This window comes from Rhizobium sp. CF122 (genome assembly GCF_000282035.1).
GTDB lineage: Bacteria > Pseudomonadota > Alphaproteobacteria > Rhizobiales > Rhizobiaceae > Rhizobium.
Map to the genome: position 1 here is coordinate 41894 of NZ_AKKA01000121.1, position 15793 is coordinate 57686.

The window sequence follows — 15793 nt, forward strand, 5'->3', positions numbered from 1 at the left end:
AGCCGCGCTCTAGCGCTTTTCCTCGCAATCAGTGATGGCCACAAGAGCCGCGCCGGGCTTCAGCAGGCGCGCTTCTAGAGCGCTCGCTTATCTGATCGCTACGGCTCAGGCGTCGTCGCCCTCATCGTCCCGGTCTTCGGCGATGTCGGAAATCGGGACCAGAAAGACGACAAATTCATCGTCGATGGTGCGCTCCGGATCGTCGTCGAACTCGTAGGCGTGTTCGACTTCGCTTGCCTCTTCGGCAGTCGCCTTGCGCAGCGTGAGCATGGTGGCCCCATCCCAAACCGGCTTGCCCTGCGATTGCAGGACCGTCAGGTCCTCGCGAAAATCCTCGGCCTCGAAGAAATTCTTGGCATCATCGGCATTCTCGGAGCGAAAACTTGCGATCGCTTGTCCGCCGATCTCGATCGTAAAGTAGTCCATCAAATTCTCTTTCGCTTCTGTGCAGTCTGCCTTCGATCGACAGTACGGTGATCGGCCGGGCCGCGCCAGTCCTATCGTTCTCAGGGAGCGGATTATCGAGGCCCCATGACGCGTGTGGACGCCATCAGCGGCTGCCCTTCGGCGATCTGCTTCGAACTGCGCCCGCCAACGACGCTCAAGCTCAACACGCTCGCGACCATAAGGAAAACGATGATCGTCATGAGAATTTTCATGGGTAAATCCGCCAGCCATTCATCCGGCATTTTCTTGTGGCTGTGACGCTAGTCAGTTTGGCGCCAAAAGAAAAGCGGCCCGGTTACCCGAGCCGCTTTCGACGATTTATCTCGCGATGCTCTTAGATGAGCTTTGCGAAAGCAACGGCGGTGTCGGACATGCGGCTGGAGAAGCCCCACTCGTTGTCGTACCAGGACAGGACACGCACGAAGTTGCCTTCCATGACCTTCGTCTGATCAGTTGCGAAGATCGAGGAGTGGCTGTCGTGGTTGAAGTCGCGGGAAACGAGCGGCTCGTCGGTGTAGCCGAGGATGCCCTTGAGCTTGCCGTTTGCAGCAGCCTTGATCGCTTCGTTGATTTCGCCGACGGTCGTTGCCTTCTTGGCGACGAACTTGAAGTCGACGACCGAGACGTTCGGGGTCGGAACGCGGATCGAGGTGCCGTCGAGCTTGCCCTTCAGATGCGGCAGGACGAGGCCAACGGCCTTCGCAGCGCCCGTCGACGTCGGGATCATCGACAGAGCCGCAGCGCGGGCGCGATAAAGATCCTTGTGCATCGTGTCGAGCGTCGGCTGGTCGCCGGTGTAGGAGTGGATGGTGGTCATGAAGCCGTGGTCGATGCCGACAGCGTCATCGAGAACCTTCACGACCGGCACGAGGCAATTCGTCGTGCAGGACGCGTTGGAGATGACCAGGTGGTCCTTGGTCAGCTGGTCGTGGTTGACGCCGAAAACGACGGTCAGGTCGGCACCGTCGGCAGGAGCCGAGACGATGACGCGCTTGGCGCCGGCCGCCAGATGGAGGGCCGCCTTGTCGCGAGCGGTAAAGATGCCGGTGCACTCCATCGCGATGTCGACGCCGAGTTCCTTGTGCGGCAGCGTTGCCGGGTCCTTGATCGCCGTCACCTTTATCGGCTTGCCACCGCCTACGGTGATCGTGTCGCCCTCAACCTTTACCTCGGCAGGGAACTTGCCGTGGATTGAGTCGTAGCGCAGCAGGTGGGCGTTGGTCTCGACCGGGCCGAGGTCGTTGATGGCAACGACTTCGATGTCGGTGCGGCCGGACTCAACGATAGCGCGGAGAACGTTACGGCCGATGCGGCCGAAGCCGTTGATGGCAACCTTTACAGTCATGTGCATTCACTCCCTAGAGATGGGGCTTGCGGATTGAGATGGAGAGCGCCTGAGCGCTCCCTATAGCGCTACGCGCATATGACGCGCGATGGACGCTATAGTACTTGGAAACTGCGCATAATCCTTTCTTCAAATCGGAGCCGATTTGAAGGGTTATGCGCTGAGTTTTGCTTCTGCGGCAGCGACCACGGCGTCCGCGGTGATGCCGAAATGCTTGAAGACTTCCTTGGCCGGGCCGGACGCGCCGAAGCCCTTCATGCCGACGAAAGTGCTTTCCGGCCCGATGAAGGCATCCCAGCCTTCGCGGACGGCAGCTTCGACGGCGATCTTGACCGGCGAGTTGCCGATGACTTCCTTGCGGTAAGCATCCGGCTGCTCGAAGAATAGTTCCGTGCAGGGGACTGAGACGACACGGACGCTGACGCCCTTGGCTTCGAGCGTTGCACGGGCGGCAACGGCGAGCTCAACCTCGGAGCCCGAAGCGAAGATCGTCACCTTTGCGTCGGCCTTGCCGGCGAGCGTGTAGGCGCCCAGTTCGCAAAGATTCTTCTCGCTGTACTCGGTGCGCACCGTCGTCAGGTTCTGGCGGGTGAGCGCGAGTGCGGACGGATGGTTCTTCGCCTTGATGGCAATCTGCCAGCACTCGGCCGTTTCGGTGGCGTCGGCCGGGCGGAAGACCTGCAGGTTCGGAACTGCGCGCAGGCCGGCGATCTGTTCGACCGGCTGGTGGGTCGGGCCGTCTTCGCCGACGCCGATCGAGTCATGCGTCAGGACGTGTACCACGCGGATGCCCATGAGAGCTGCCAGACGGATCGGCGGGCGGCAATAGTCCGAGAAGATCAGGAAACCGCCACCATAAGGAATAAGACCGCCATGCAGCGCGATGCCGTTCATGGCCGAAGCCATGCCGTGCTCGCGGATGCCCCAGTGCATGTAGCGACCGGCAAAATCCGTCGGCGTGATCGAATGCATCTGGCTGGTCTTGGTGTTGTTGGACGGCGTCAGGTCGGCCGAGCCGCCAAGCGTTTCCGGCAGGAAGCCGTTGATGACCTCAAGCGCGTCTTCCGAAGCCTTGCGGGTGGCGATCGTCGGCTTGGTTTCGACGAGCTTCTTCTTGTAGGCGCTGATCGCGGCATCGAAGCCTTCCGGCAGGTTGCCGGCGAAGCGGCGGCTGAACTCAGCCTTGTGCGCGGACCTGGCGAGCCCGTCTTCCCACGACTTGACGAGGTCAACAGAACGGCTGCCGGCAGCGCGCCATGCATCGAGAACGTCGGAGGGAACGACGAAGGGCTCGTATTCCCAGTTCAGCGCCTTGCGGGTGGCTGCGATTTCTTCGGCGCCGAGCGGGTTGCCGTGGACCTTGTGGGTGCCCTGTTTGTTCGGGGCGCCGAAGCCGATGATCGTCTTGCAGGCGATGAAGGTCGGACGGTCGGACTTGTGGGCGGCTTCGATGGCAGCGGCGATGGCAGCCTGGTCGTGACCGTCGATCTCGATCGTGTTCCAGTGGACGGCCTTGAACCGGGCAATCTGGTCGGTCGAGTCCGACAGCGAGACGGCGCCGTCGATGGTGATCGAGTTATTATCCCAGAAGAGAACGAGCTTGTTCAGCTTCAGGTGGCCGGCGAGCGCGATCGCTTCATGGCTGATGCCTTCCATCAGGCAGCCGTCACCGCAGATGGCGTAGGTGTAATGGTCCTGAAGCTCAGAGCCGAATTCATCGCGTAGCTTGCGCTCGGCGATCGCCATGCCAACGGCGTTTGCAATGCCCTGGCCGAGCGGGCCGGTGGTCGTTTCGATGCCGGTCGCGTGGCCGTATTCCGGATGGCCGGCGGTCTTGGAGCCGATCTGACGGAACTGCTTCAGGTCCTCGATCGTCATGTCGGGGTAGCCGGTCAAATAGAGCAGCGAGTACAGCAGCATCGAGCCGTGGCCGGCCGACAGTACGAAGCGGTCACGGTTCGGCCAATGCGGCTTCTTCGGGTCAAACCGCAGATACTTGGTAAACAGAATCGTCGCCACGTCGGCCATGCCCATCGGCATGCCGGGATGCCCGGAATTGGCCTTTTCGACTGCATCCATGGCGAGGAAACGGATTGCATTTGCCATCCGGTCGTTTTGTTCAGGGGAGGTCATGGCTATTCCACGGGTTCCGGTGTCGGGGGATGGCCTCAAGCCTGTGGAGACCATCAATGAGAGCGGGTGACACATAGCAGTTGGAACGGCCAAGTCAACAAATGGAAGGCCCCCCAAAGGCCTCTCCAATCGATTTTAGACATTTGACCATCAGTTTTTACAAAAGTTGAACGGTGCCGCTGCCGGTAGTTTGATTTTCGTCATCCACAGAATAGGTCGGCAGCCGCGGCGCCGGCTTTATTGACGCACCGTTGGCGAGGTGCGTATCCTTTTGGAAATACTGGATCGGTCTCGGGCGCCGATTCGCGGGTCTTGTGCGGGGAACCGGAAGAGACATGACGCCTACAGGCAAAATCATGGAAGCAGCACTTAACGAGCTGCGGCAAGCAATCTCGGGGCTCGAGAACGCAGTTGAGATGCGTATCGAGCACCAACGAGAGCAAGGCGAGATCGAAGGCGAGGTTCGCCGTATTCATGCCGATCGCTCGAAGCTTGCCCAGGAGCTGGATCAGGCCGAGTTCCGCGCGAACCGGCTCGAGGAAGTCAATCGCGAGGTCTCGCGGCGGTTAGTAACCGCCATGGAGACGATCCGCGCGGTTCTGGACCGATAGAAAGGCGCGGCACATGGCGCAGGTAACTGTAACGATCGACGGCAAGGCCTATCGCATGGCCTGCGAGGAAGGGCAGGAAGATCACCTGACAGACCTCGCGACGCGCTTCGACAACTACGTCGGCCATCTCAAGGGCCAATTCGGCGAAATCGGCGACCTTCGCATTACCGTGATGGCAGGCATCATGGTCATGGACGAAATTTCGGAGCTGAACCGCCGCGTCGCGGATCTCGAATCCGAACTGGGCACCCTGCGCAATACCAGCGATACTGTGTTGGCGGCGAATGCCCGCACTGAAGAGAGTCTTGCGGCGGCGCTTGGAGAGGTGACGAGCCGTATCCGCGGCATTACCGACAAGCTGAACGGCAGGGCGCCCGCCGAGCTCAATTAAATAAGGGCGGCCTCCCAGGCCCTCTGGCGCGCCGCGGAAATCGGCCTTATATATCGGAATGCGGTCTGCGCCTCTCGACAGGAACCACAATCCCTGGGGCCATACTCGATCCAAAGGGAGCTGTCCCTGACCAGGCTCGTGGGCCTGGACACACGGTGCCCACCTACGTTTGTAGGCGCCCAGGATCGTAAACATCCATCGGTTGCCGTGGATCGCACTTTCCTTTCTACCCCTTTCGTGCTGTGCTGCTGGCGCAACGCAGATGTGACGCACACTTCACTTGCTTGCAGCGATCCGAATGCTAATTTCCGGAATTATATCGATTTAATTTCCAGGAGATTTCAGATGCAGCTTGGCATGGTGGGTTTGGGCCGCATGGGCAACTACATGGTCCAGCGATTGATGCGCGATGGCCATGAATGCGTCGTCTACGACGCCAAGCCGGAAAGCGTTGCCGATCTCGTCGGCAAGGGGGCCGTCGGCAGTGCCTCTCTTGAAGAGTTCGTCTCGAAGCTGTCGCGGCCACGCGCTGTCTGGCTGATGTTGCCGGCAGCCATCACCGATAAGGTCATTGCCCAGCTTCTGCCGCTGCTGCACGACGATGATATCATCATCGACGGCGGCAACTCATACTATCATGACGATATCCGGCGTGGTGCCGAACTGATCACCAAGGGCATCCACTATGTTGATGTTGGTACCAGTGGCGGTGTCTTCGGCCTGGAACGTGGCTATTGCCTGATGATCGGTGGCGAGAAAGGGATCGTCCAGTCTCTGTCGCCGATCTTTGCGTCTCTGGCGCCGGGGCAGGGGGACATCGCTCCTTCCGCGGGTCGTAGTGCGCATCCGGATAGCACTGCGGAGCAGGGCTATCTCCATTGCGGTCCGCACGGCGCCGGGCACTTCGTCAAGATGGTGCACAATGGCATCGAGTATGGCCTAATGGCCGCCTATGCCGAGGGGCTGAATATCCTGAAGCATGCCAATGTCGGTGCGGTCACGCACGAGGTCGACGCCGAAACCGCACCTTTGGCGCATCCCGAATACTATCGCTACGATCTCAATTTGCCTGATATTGCCGAAGTGTGGCGCCGCGGCAGCGTCATTACGTCGTGGCTGCTCGATCTGACGGCCGACGCGCTGCATGCGGATCCCGTCCTCACGAAGTATACCGGCCGCGTTTCCGATTCCGGCGAGGGCCGCTGGACGATCATGGCTGCGATCGATGAAAGTGTGCCGACGCCGGTCCTGAGCGCCGCGCTCCACGGCCGATTCTCGTCGCGCGACAATGACGAGTTCGCCAACAAGGTGCTCTCGGCGATGCGTGCGGGCTTCGGCGGCCACGTCGAGAAGCCAAAGGCATAGAGCCGCGATCCCTTGCTATTAATTAAGCCCGCGCAGCGTCATCTGCGCGGGCTTTTCTTTCATACAGCACGATATATTGTTGAGAGATCGTATCGGGGGTAAGGAAGATGGGTTTCGCAATTGGCGCACGTGGGATGTTGCAGCGGCTGATATCGGCGGTGTTCGTGCTTGCCGTCGCGGGGGCTGCTGTCGCCCAAACTGCCACTCCTCCTTCGGTCCCCCCTGCAACCACCGCTGCTCAACCACCGGCGGAAGTTCGGCAGATGCTCGAGCTGATGCAAACGCGGCAGGTGAAAGAGTGGATGGCGACCCAAATGAAGGCGGCGCCGACTGCCACCCAGACAGAAGCTGGCGAAATGTCGGCGCTCTCGGAACTCGTCGGTCACGCCCGCCGCCATGTCGAAATGGTCTCCGATGCCGCAATGGAGCTTCCCGGTGAAGTCGAGTCCGCTTCTGATATCGTCGAGCGTGAGGTTGCGCCGACCGGTTGGGTGCTGATAACGACGAAAGTCATTGCCCTCTTTCTGACCGGAGCGGTTGTCGAGCTGCTGTTCCGTCTGGTCGTGCCGAAGCCGCGAATCCGACGGACCGACGACGAAGTCGTCACCGTTGCCCATCACGCTACAGCAAACCTGCTTTATCGCATTGTCCCGGCAATCGTCTTTTCCATGGCGACATTGGTACCTTTGCTTGCTTTCAACTGGCCGCCTGTCACGCGATCCATGGCCATCGCGATTGCGATCGCGCTCGTGGTTGCCCGCTTTACCATCGCGTTCGGACGGCTCCTAGTCGCCCTTGCCACCTTGCCGCGCGCGGATGGCGAGCGCCAGATTTCGCGAGCCCAGGCCCTTTTCTGGTTCCGGCGTTGCGCGCTCTTCGTGATTTACTTCGCGTTCGGCTGGGCAGCGATCCAATTGATGGTGCCGCTTGGCTTTTCCGAAGGCGCGCGCTACTTCGTCGCCTACATCCTCGGTATCGGGCTGTTTGCCATCGCGGTCGAGGCAGTCTGGTCCCGCCCGGTTGAGGAGGGACAGCATCGTAGCATCGGCGTTTCCTGGGGACTGACGCTCTATTTCGCTCTGCTCTGGATTCTCTGGGTTTCGGGGTTCAACCTACTGCTGTGGCTCGGGATTTATGCCGTGCTTTTGCCGCGCGCACTTTCCGTCGCAACGCTGGCGGTTCGTTCCTTGCATCAGGCGGAGGCAGGCTTTCTCGCCGGGCGCCGGATCGCTACCGTGCTGCTTGACCGCGGTGTTCGCGCGCTCATCATCACAGCTGCAGCCTTCTGGTTCGGTCGCATGATCGGGCTTGTGGCCGACCGGATGGCGGCGGGAGAGACCATGATCGACCGCCTTGCCCGTGGTGCGATCGGCGGCATCGTCATCCTGCTGGCTGCCGATTTGTTGTGGCACCTGGCGCGTGCCTACATCAACGGCAAGCTCGATGACTCTCGTATCGAAGGCGCGATGACGGACGAGGAGAGGGCCAGCCGCGCCCGCCTGCAAACCTTGTTGCCGATTTTCCGCAATATTCTCGCCGTCGTTATCGCGGTTATTGCTGTTCTCATGGTGCTCTCGGGCCTGGGTGTCCAGATCGGTCCGCTGATTGCGGGCGCCGGGGTGGTCGGCGTTGCCGTCGGTTTCGGGGCGCAGACCATCGTGAAGGACGTCATCAGCGGCATGTTCTATCTTTGGGACGATGCCTTTCGCGTCGGCGAGTATATCGAGAGCGGCAGCCACAAGGGCGTCGTCGAGGCCTTCAGCCTGCGTTCGGTGCGGCTGCGGCATCACCGTGGGCCGCTGACGACGGTGCCCTTCGGCGAACTCGGCGCGGTCAAGAACCTCAACCGTGACTGGACCATCGATAAGATCACCCTCAACGTGACCTACGACACCGACCTTGTGAAGGCGAAGAAGGTGATCAAGCAGATCGGGCAGCAGTTGCTGGATAATCCCGATTACAGCCCGCACATCATCGAAACACTGAAGATGAAGGGCGTTGAACAGTTCGGCGAGTTTGCGATCGTCATCCGGCTGGCAATGATGACCAAGCCCGGCGAACAGTTCGTCATCCGCCGCAATGCGTTGGCCATGATCCGCAATGCCTTCAAGGAAAACGGCATCGAATTTGCTGTGCCGACGGTGCAGGTTTCCAGCGAAGGGCACGAGGCTGAGGCACACGCCGCCGCCGCCCGTCACCTTTCGCAACGCCCAAGTTCGGATGAGCCTGCAGTGTAGCGTCCGACGTCCTTGCTCTCGGATCAAGCCGACCTCGCGCAATCCTCCTATTGCCGCCCCAGCCTTGTCAACGTTACGAAATTGCAATGTGCGCGGGCGCGCCCTGCGCCAAATTTGCCCCAATTGGAGATGAAGCAGGCGACAACGGTGGGTCAGGGCGGGGCAGGCTACGCATTCATAGAGCTTGCGGGCCGCCCATGTTACGTGTTTCGAACATGATTCCCACCAAACTGGAATATTGCGACGGTACGAGATGTCGGGACACGGCAAGTTGGAAGAAATCGAAGACGCCGACGAATCTTCGGTGCGTAGATTGTTCAGACGCTATCGCGCGCTCCTGACGGCATTGGCGACACTCGCGCTGTTCTGTCTCGTTGGCTTTGCGATTGTGCAGCTGACGAACGAGGTGCGTTACGACGATGTGGTTCAGGCGCTGGCTGACACCAAGGTCAGCTCGATCGTGCTTGCGCTGGTCTTCACCGGCCTGAGCTTCCTCGCCCTTGTCTTCTATGACGTGAACGCCATCGAATATGTTGGCCGCAAGCTGCCGTTTCCACAGGTGGCGCTGACCGGCTTCAGCGCCTATGCGGTCGGCAACACGGCAGGTTTTGGCGCACTGAGCGGCGGTGCAATCCGGTATCGCGCCTATTCGCGCCTCGGCTTGACGCCTGAGGAGATCGGCCGGGTCATTGCATTCGTGACGCTGTCGTTCGGGCTCGGGCTTGCAGGGGTCGCGGCAATCGCGCTCCTGATCATTGCTGATGAAATCGCGCCACTGATCAATGTCGGTAGCCTCACTCTCAGGCTGTTGGCCGGTGCCGTCATCGCGGGCCTTGGCGTCATCATGTTCATGGGGCGCGACGGGCGGGCGATCCACCTTGGGCCGATCGAGATCCGACTGCCGGACTCGCGTACTTGGTCGCGGCAGTTTCTGGTCACCGCCTTCGACATCGCCGCCTCGGCGACCGTCCTCTATGTGCTGCTGCCGCAGGCGGCGATCAGCTGGCCGGTGTTCCTGGCCGTCTATGCGATTGCTGTCGGCCTTGGCGTCTTGAGTCACGTGCCAGCCGGTCTCGGCGTGTTCGAGACCGTTATCATCGCCTCGCTCGGCAGTGCTGTGAACATCGATGCTGTGCTTGGCTCGCTGGTGCTCTATCGCCTGATATATCATGTTCTGCCGCTGTTGATCGCCGTCCTTGCGGTGTCGGCGACCGAGCTCCGCCGATTTGCGGATCACCCGGTTGCGTCAGGCATCCGGCGGATTGGCATCCGGTTGATGCCGCAGTTGCTCTCGACGCTGTCGCTGCTCCTCGGCGTCATGCTGGTCTTCTCGAGCGTGACGCCGACGCCGGACCAGAACCTCGCGTTTCTTGCGAACTATCTGCCGCTGCCGATCGTCGAAGGCGCGCATTTCCTGTCGAGCGTTCTGGGGCTGGCGTTGGTCGTTGCCGCACGGGGCCTCGGCCAGAAGCTCGACGGCGCCTGGTGGGTATCGATCCTGTCGGCCGCAGCGGCGTTGACGCTATCTCTGCTGAAGGCGATTGCGCTGGTCGAGGCATGTTTCCTCGGCTTCCTGATTTTCGGCCTCTTCGTCAGCCGCCGACTGTTCCGCAGACATGCGTCCCTTCTCAACCAGACGCTGACGGCATCGTGGCTGACGGCCATCGCCGTCATCTGCGTCGGTGCGATCGTGATCCTGCTCTTCGTCTACCGCGACGTCGAGTACAGCAGCGAGCTCTGGTGGCAGTTCGAATTCGCCGATGAAGCGCCACGTGGTCTGCGTGCTGTGCTCGGCATCTCCATCATTTCCTCGGCGATTGCGATCTTCAGCCTCCTTCGTCCGGTCGCGGTCAAACCGGAGCCCGCGTCAACGGATGCCTTGCAGCGGGCGGTGGACATCGTCGAGAAGCAGCGCTTCGCCGACGCCAATCTGGTGCGCATGGGCGACAAGAGCATCATGTTTTCCGAGAAAGGCGACGCCTTCATCATGTACGGCAGGCAGGGGCGATCGTGGATCGCTCTTTTCGATCCGATCGGCGAGCGCAGCGCCATTCCAGAGCTGGTCTGGCGTTTCGTGGAGTCCGCGCGAGCCGCCGGCTGCCGCGCGGTCTTTTACCAGATCTCGCCGGCGCTTCTTTCCCACTGTGCCGATGCGGGCCTGCGCGCGTTCAAACTGGGTGAGCTTGCCGTCGCCGATCTGAAGACTTTCGAGATGAAAGGCGGCAAGTGGGCAAACCTGCGGCAAACCGCGAGCCGTGCGCAGCGTGACGGCCTTGAATTCGAGGTGATCGCGCCGGAAAACGTTCCCGCTGCGATGGATGCGCTTGCCGCGGTCTCGAATGCCTGGCTCGAGGATCACAATGCCAAGGAGAAGGGTTTCTCGCTCGGTGCGTTCGATCCTGACTATATCGTTGCCCAGCCGGTTGGCATCCTGAAGCGTGAAGGCAGGATTGTCGCCTTCGCCAATATCCTGATAACGGCAGCGAAGGACGAGGGGACCATCGACTTGATGCGGTTCTCACCGGATGCGCCGAAGGGGGCGATGGACTTCCTCTTCGTCCAGATCATGGAATACCTGCGCGACCAGGGATTTTCGCATTTCAATCTCGGCATGGCGCCGCTCTCGGGCATGTCGAAGCGCGAGATGGCACCGGTATGGGACCGCATCGGCAGCACTGTCTTCGAGCACGGCGAGCGGTTTTATAACTTCAAGGGCCTCAGGGCTTTCAAATCAAAGTTTCACCCGCAATGGCATCCGCGATATCTTGCGGTTTCGGGTGGAGGCAATCCGATGCTCGCTCTGATGGACGCAACATTCCTGATCGGCGGCGGATTGAGAGGGGTAGTGAGGAAATGATGAAAAGACACCTTCTTGCAGCCGTCTGCGCCCTGTCACTGTCCGTTCCGGCTGCAATGGCGGCGACCGAGACGACGCAGAGCTTTGAGACCGGGCTTATCCCTTCTCCGCATATCTTCCTGCCCGATGGCGACGTGAAAGGGGCCGTCGTGCTGATATCGGATGGTGCCGGCTGGGGCGACAACGAAAAGGCGGAGGCCGACCGGCTCGTCGAACAAGGGGCCGTCGTCATCGGCATCGACTTCGCCTCCTACATGGAAGCGCTCAGGAACTACGACGTCAGCCAGAATGATGGCTGCATCTACATGGTGTCCGATATTGAATCGCTGAGCCAGCAGGTCCAGCGCGCGGCTGGTAACAGCGCATACCATCTGCCGATCGTGGCCGGCGTCGGCGAGGGCGGCGCGCTGGCACTCGCAATTGCTGCGCAGACCCCCGATGCGACCATCGGCCAAACGCTGGTGATCGATCCGGTTGCGGGCATCCCGCTTACCAAGGAGCTCTGCACGCCGGCGAAGAAGCAGACGGTCGGCGATCGCATGATCTATGGGCTTAGCGACACATCGCTGCCGGACCCGATCATCGCGTCGTTCACGGCATCAGCAAACAAGGACGGTCGCGCGCATGTCGAGGAGCTCAAGAAGCAGCATTCCGACATCGAGATTCGCGACTCCGGCGATGATGCGCAGACCACGCTTGGCGACATGCTCTCGGACCTGATCGACGCCTCCGGCAGTGCCGACAATCCGCTCGGCCTGCCGCTCACCATTCTGGATGCCAAGCCGGCCTTCGATACGATGGCGATCATTTACTCCGGTGACGGCGGCTGGCGCGACATCGATAAGGAGGTCGGTGCGGCGCTGCAGAAGCAGGGCGTCCCTGTCGTCGGCGTCGACTCGCTTCATTATTTCTGGTCGGAACGGGAGCCGCAGCAAACGGCAGACGATCTCAGCAAGATTATCGAGCTTTATCGCAAGCAGTGGAAGGTGAAGCACGTTCTGCTCATCGGCTATTCCTTCGGCGCCGACGTCGTGCCTGCCGCCTATTCACGTCTGAAGCCTGCCGCCAAGGCGGCTATCGCGCAGATGTCGCTGCTGTCTCTCTCGCACGAGGTGGATTACCAGATCTCCGTCATGGGATGGCTCGGCCAGAAGACCGAAGGTGCCGGTGGCGACCCGGTTGATGACCTGAAGAAGGTCGATCCGAAGATCGTCCAGTGCATCTACGGAAAGGAAGATGACGACGAGGTGGCTTGCCCTGATCTGAAGGACAGCGGTGTGGATGTGATCGCCCTTGCCGGCGACCACCACTTTGATGAGAACTATGAGCTCCTGAGCAAGACGATCATCGACGGGCTGAAGGCGCGACTGCAGGACTAGAGCGCATCGTTCCCTTCAGAGGTTAGCGCATCAAATAGTCTTCACTCCAGCCGAGAGCGGCGAGATCGCCGCTCCGGAAGCGACCATCGTCTGCAACGATGAATTCGTCGAGCTGTGGCGGCGGCACGCTCGTTCCCGCCAGCATCGCGTGAACCTGGCCGCGATGATGCGTCTGATGCTGGAACAGATGGTTCAAAACGTCCTCCATCCGCTCGCGCTGGATGCGTTCGGTGCGATGGATCTCGGTCACCGACGCCAGCTTTTCCGGGGTGGCGGCTTCGCAGAGCGCGACCAGCCGACGATCGACTTTGGCCTGCTCTGCTGCAAGCTTTGCGATATCGTCGAACGGTTCCTCGACGTCCCAGGCGGCAGGCCCAAGCATGCCGCCTTCGAGCGCATCGATGTAAAACCAGTCGACCGTCAGAATATGGTTGAGTGTCGCCTTGATCGACGGAAAGAAGCTTACCCGCGCAGCCTCGAACTCTCCCGGCAGCAACCGGCCGCAAGCCTCATGCAGCCGGTGGTTCGCAAGCGCATTGTTAAAGGCAAGTTTGCGGGCGGTCCTGCAGGGGTCGAACGTCGGCATCAGATAACTCCCTTCTTGACGGGGCCACCCGCAAGCGTCAGTCGTCTTCCTGGAACAAACGAAACTGCGCCGCTTCGAGATCCTTCGGGGGCTGCATGCCGAGATGCTTCCAGGCGGTCGCCGTGAGAACGCGGCCGCGTGGGGTACGCTGGATGAAGCCCTGCTGAATCATGTAAGGCTCGATGATGTCCTCGATCGCATCGCGCGGTTCGGAGAGCCCCGCGGCGATGGTCTCGATTCCAACGGGGCCGCCGCCGAAATTGACCGCGATCATGTTGAGATAACGCTTGTCGAGCTGGTCGAGGCCCATATTGTCGACGAGCAGCCGCGTCAACGCCTCGTCGGCAATCTCGCGGGTGACGGCCTCGGCCTTCGCCACTTCGGCGAAATCGCGCACGCGGCGTAACAGGCGACCGGCAATACGCGGCGTGCCGCGGGCGCGACGGGCGATTTCCCGCGCACCCTCATCGGTCATGGGAAGGTTCATCAGGCGCGCGCCGCGACGCACGATCAGCTCCAGTTCCTCGACGGTGTAGAAGCTCAGACGGACGGGAATGCCGAAACGGTCGCGCAGCGGCGTGGTCAAAAGGCCGAGACGCGTCGTTGCCGCGACGAGGGTGAATTTCGACAGGTCGATCTTGACCGAGCGCGCGGCAGGGCCTTCGCCGATGATGAGATCGAGCTGGAAATCCTCCATCGCGGGATAAAGGATTTCCTCGACAGCCGGGTTGAGGCGGTGGATTTCGTCGATGAAGAGCACGTCGCGCTCCTCGAGATTGGTCAGAAGGGCCGCAAGATCGCCTGCCTTGGCGATAACCGGGCCGGAGGTGGAGCGGAAATTGACGCCGAGTTCCTTCGCCATGATCTGCGCAAGCGTTGTCTTGCCGAGGCCGGGCGGGCCGACGAAAAGCACATGGTCGAGTGCTTCGCCGCGATTCTTCGCCGCCTCTATGAAGACCTTCAGGTTCGCACGCGCCTCCGCCTGGCCGGTGAACTCATCAAGCGATTGCGGCCGCAGCGTCACATCCAGGTCCTCTCCTCGCTTTTCCGAGGATATCAGGCGCGCGGCTTCACTCATGCTGACATTTCCCAATCTTCAAACGCTCGTGACCAATACACCAAGCCAGCGGCTTTGACACCCGCCTGGGCAGAGGGATCAGCGAGCCAATTCCTTCAACCCGAGCCGGATGAGCTTCGCGCTGTCAGCGCCTTCACCGGCGGTTTTCATCGCTGCGGCAACGGCGTTGGCGGCCTGATCACGCGAATAACCGAGGTTTGTCAGCGCGGAAACCGCGTCCGCGACCGGGGCGGCGGCGACGCCTTCGCCGAGCTCCTGCTTGAGGCCGATGGTGCCGGAGGCTTCGCCTGCGAAGGCCGGCGCCTTATTCTTAAGTTCGGTGACGATGCGCACGGCAACCTTGGGGCCAACACCCTGGGCGCGCGAGACGGCCGTACGATCCTGCAGCGCGATGGCGTTGGCAAGTTCGCTCGGGGGCAGCGTCGACAGCACGGCGAGAGCCACCTTCGCACCAACCCCCTGAACGCTTTGCAGAAGATTGAACCATTCCCTCTCCAGGGCGGTCATGAAACCGAAGAGTTTCAATTGGTCTTCGCGAACGTAGGTCTCAATGAAGAGCACGCAGGCCTCGCCCACCGAACCGAGGCGGGACAGGGTGCGCGCCGAGCAGAAGGCGACGTAGCAGACGCCGTGGACATCAACGAGGACATAGTCGTCGCCGATTTCTTCGATGGTGCCTTTAAGCTTGCCGATCATGCATTTGGTCCGTTCGGTGGGTTCTCAGTGAAGATTAGCCGGCAAGCGCTGCCTGCCGCATGCGGCTGCTACCGCGGTTGTGAGCATGGCAGATGGCGATCGCCAGCGCGTCGGCCGCGTCGTCGCCTTTGAATTCGACCTTCGGCATCAGGATCTTCAGCATCATGTGGATCTGTTTCTTCTCGCCGTGGCCGACGCCGATGACCGCCTTCTTGACGGCGTTCGGGGCATATTCGGCAACCGGCAGGCCGGCGCGAGCGGGGACGAGCATTGCAATGCCACGGGCCTGGCCGAGCTTCAGCGTCGCAACGGCATCCTTGTTGACGAAAGTTTGTTCGACTGCAGCCTCATCCGGCTGGTAGCTATGCACGACATCCGCCAATCCATCGTGCAGTTGGCAAAGGCGCGAGGCTAGATCCATGTCTCCGTCCGAGGTCACCGTGCCGGATGCGACAAAGCGCAAGGAGTTGCCGAGCGTGTCGATAATTCCCCAGCCCGTGCGGCGCAGGCCCGGATCGACGCCGATGATGCGAATCGTATTTTGCATGCTTCACCCTATTGCAGTCACGAAATAACTGCCATCGATAAGTGAACAAAACAAAAACATTCGTTGTTTTTCAGGGCGGCTGTTTACGGCAATTTAAGCTCCATAGCCGACTTTGAACCAT

Annotated in this window: 14 protein-coding genes and 1 other RNA gene; 7 read left to right on the top strand and 8 right to left on the bottom strand. The window is 60.9% G+C overall.

Annotated elements, in window-relative coordinates:
• Nucleotides 1–105 precede the first annotated feature (105 nt).
• The 4 genes from PMI09_RS28545 to tkt form a co-directional block, all read right to left on the bottom strand.
• Entirely contained in the window at nucleotides 106–426 is a 321-nt protein-coding gene (locus PMI09_RS28545; RefSeq protein ID WP_007802556.1) for a hypothetical protein, read from the bottom strand.
• 92 nt (nucleotides 427–518) lie between these two features.
• Entirely contained in the window at nucleotides 519–659 is a 141-nt protein-coding gene (locus tag PMI09_RS31535) for a hypothetical protein (protein ID WP_007802558.1), read from the bottom strand.
• A gap of 122 nt (nucleotides 660–781) precedes the next feature.
• The gene (gene gap / locus PMI09_RS28550) at nucleotides 782–1792 is read right to left on the bottom strand and encodes a type I glyceraldehyde-3-phosphate dehydrogenase (protein ID WP_007802560.1); all 1011 of its coding nucleotides are present in this window, start codon (nucleotides 1790–1792) and stop codon (nucleotides 782–784) included.
• A gap of 153 nt (nucleotides 1793–1945) precedes the next feature.
• A complete protein-coding gene (gene tkt / locus PMI09_RS28555; protein ID WP_007802562.1) occupies nucleotides 1946–3925 on the bottom strand; it encodes a transketolase in 1980 nt (659 codons plus the stop codon).
• Between the two features lie 335 nt (nucleotides 3926–4260).
• Here tkt and PMI09_RS28560 point away from each other — a divergent pair, with 335 nt between their 5' ends.
• The 7 genes from PMI09_RS28560 (at nucleotide 4261) to PMI09_RS28585 (ending at nucleotide 12765) form a co-directional block, all read left to right on the top strand.
• Nucleotides 4261–4536, top strand: a complete 276-nt coding sequence (locus PMI09_RS28560; protein WP_024315384.1) for a DUF4164 domain-containing protein — start codon at nucleotides 4261–4263, stop codon at nucleotides 4534–4536.
• A 13-nt stretch (nucleotides 4537–4549) separates the two neighbouring features.
• Nucleotides 4550–4927 carry a cell division protein ZapA gene (locus tag PMI09_RS28565; RefSeq protein WP_007802567.1) on the top strand — a complete coding sequence of 126 codons (378 nt, stop codon included), beginning with the start codon at nucleotides 4550–4552 and terminating at the stop codon, nucleotides 4925–4927.
• A 59-nt stretch (nucleotides 4928–4986) separates the two neighbouring features.
• A non-coding RNA gene (gene ssrS / locus PMI09_RS30790) (6S RNA) lies at nucleotides 4987–5145 on the top strand.
• Between the two features lie 127 nt (nucleotides 5146–5272).
• Complete coding sequence (gene gnd / locus PMI09_RS28570; RefSeq protein WP_007802569.1) at nucleotides 5273–6292, top strand: phosphogluconate dehydrogenase (NAD(+)-dependent, decarboxylating); 1020 nt, start codon at nucleotides 5273–5275, stop codon at nucleotides 6290–6292.
• 107 nt (nucleotides 6293–6399) lie between these two features.
• On the top strand, nucleotides 6400–8529 hold the full coding sequence (locus tag PMI09_RS28575) for a mechanosensitive ion channel family protein (protein ID WP_007802571.1): 2130 nt from the start codon (nucleotides 6400–6402) through the stop codon (nucleotides 8527–8529).
• A gap of 253 nt (nucleotides 8530–8782) precedes the next feature.
• Nucleotides 8783–11386, top strand: a complete 2604-nt coding sequence (gene mprF / locus PMI09_RS28580) for a bifunctional lysylphosphatidylglycerol flippase/synthetase MprF (protein WP_007802573.1) — start codon at nucleotides 8783–8785, stop codon at nucleotides 11384–11386.
• Entirely contained in the window at nucleotides 11383–12765 is a 1383-nt protein-coding gene (locus PMI09_RS28585) for a virulence factor family protein (RefSeq protein ID WP_037084455.1), read from the top strand. Before mprF ends, PMI09_RS28585 begins: the two co-directional genes overlap by 4 nt.
• A 22-nt stretch (nucleotides 12766–12787) precedes the next feature.
• On the opposite strand, the gene PMI09_RS28590 is transcribed toward PMI09_RS28585, so the two are convergent.
• The 4 genes from PMI09_RS28590 to ruvC all read right to left on the bottom strand — a co-directional run bounded on the left by PMI09_RS28590 (nucleotide 12788) and on the right by ruvC (nucleotide 15672).
• Nucleotides 12788–13351 (bottom strand): DinB family protein, encoded by a 564-nt coding sequence (locus PMI09_RS28590; protein WP_007802578.1) that lies wholly within the window; start codon nucleotides 13349–13351, stop codon nucleotides 12788–12790.
• Between the two features lie 37 nt (nucleotides 13352–13388).
• Nucleotides 13389–14429 carry a Holliday junction branch migration DNA helicase RuvB gene (gene ruvB / locus PMI09_RS28595; RefSeq protein WP_007802580.1) on the bottom strand — a complete coding sequence of 347 codons (1041 nt, stop codon included), beginning with the start codon at nucleotides 14427–14429 and terminating at the stop codon, nucleotides 13389–13391.
• A gap of 78 nt (nucleotides 14430–14507) precedes the next feature.
• Nucleotides 14508–15125, bottom strand: a complete 618-nt coding sequence (gene ruvA / locus PMI09_RS28600) for a Holliday junction branch migration protein RuvA (protein ID WP_007802582.1) — start codon at nucleotides 15123–15125, stop codon at nucleotides 14508–14510.
• A gap of 34 nt (nucleotides 15126–15159) precedes the next feature.
• Entirely contained in the window at nucleotides 15160–15672 is a 513-nt protein-coding gene (ruvC, locus tag PMI09_RS28605; protein WP_007802584.1) for a crossover junction endodeoxyribonuclease RuvC, read from the bottom strand.
• Nucleotides 15673–15793 lie beyond the last annotated feature (121 nt).

What these genes read in the sequence shown, in the direction of transcription:
- PMI09_RS28545 (WP_007802556.1), bottom strand. Translation starts at nt 426, where the DNA reads ATGGACTACTTTACGATCGAGATCGGCGGACAAGCGATCGCAAGTTTT.
- PMI09_RS31535 (WP_007802558.1), bottom strand. Translation starts at nt 659, where the DNA reads ATGAAAATTCTCATGACGATCATCGTTTTCCTTATGGTCGCGAGCGTG.
- gap (WP_007802560.1), bottom strand. Translation starts at nt 1,792, where the DNA reads ATGACTGTAAAGGTTGCCATCAACGGCTTCGGCCGCATCGGCCGTAAC.
- tkt (WP_007802562.1), bottom strand. Translation starts at nt 3,925, where the DNA reads ATGACCTCCCCTGAACAAAACGACCGGATGGCAAATGCAATCCGTTTC.
- PMI09_RS28560 (WP_024315384.1), top strand. Translation starts at nt 4,261, where the DNA reads ATGACGCCTACAGGCAAAATCATGGAAGCAGCACTTAACGAGCTGCGG.
- PMI09_RS28565 (WP_007802567.1), top strand. Translation starts at nt 4,550, where the DNA reads ATGGCGCAGGTAACTGTAACGATCGACGGCAAGGCCTATCGCATGGCC.
- gnd (WP_007802569.1), top strand. Translation starts at nt 5,273, where the DNA reads ATGCAGCTTGGCATGGTGGGTTTGGGCCGCATGGGCAACTACATGGTC.
- PMI09_RS28575 (WP_007802571.1), top strand. Translation starts at nt 6,400, where the DNA reads ATGGGTTTCGCAATTGGCGCACGTGGGATGTTGCAGCGGCTGATATCG.
- mprF (WP_007802573.1), top strand. Translation starts at nt 8,783, where the DNA reads ATGTCGGGACACGGCAAGTTGGAAGAAATCGAAGACGCCGACGAATCT.
- PMI09_RS28585 (WP_037084455.1), top strand. Translation starts at nt 11,383, where the DNA reads ATGATGAAAAGACACCTTCTTGCAGCCGTCTGCGCCCTGTCACTGTCC.
- PMI09_RS28590 (WP_007802578.1), bottom strand. Translation starts at nt 13,351, where the DNA reads ATGCCGACGTTCGACCCCTGCAGGACCGCCCGCAAACTTGCCTTTAAC.
- ruvB (WP_007802580.1), bottom strand. Translation starts at nt 14,429, where the DNA reads ATGAGTGAAGCCGCGCGCCTGATATCCTCGGAAAAGCGAGGAGAGGAC.
- ruvA (WP_007802582.1), bottom strand. Translation starts at nt 15,125, where the DNA reads ATGATCGGCAAGCTTAAAGGCACCATCGAAGAAATCGGCGACGACTAT.
- ruvC (WP_007802584.1), bottom strand. Translation starts at nt 15,672, where the DNA reads ATGCAAAATACGATTCGCATCATCGGCGTCGATCCGGGCCTGCGCCGC.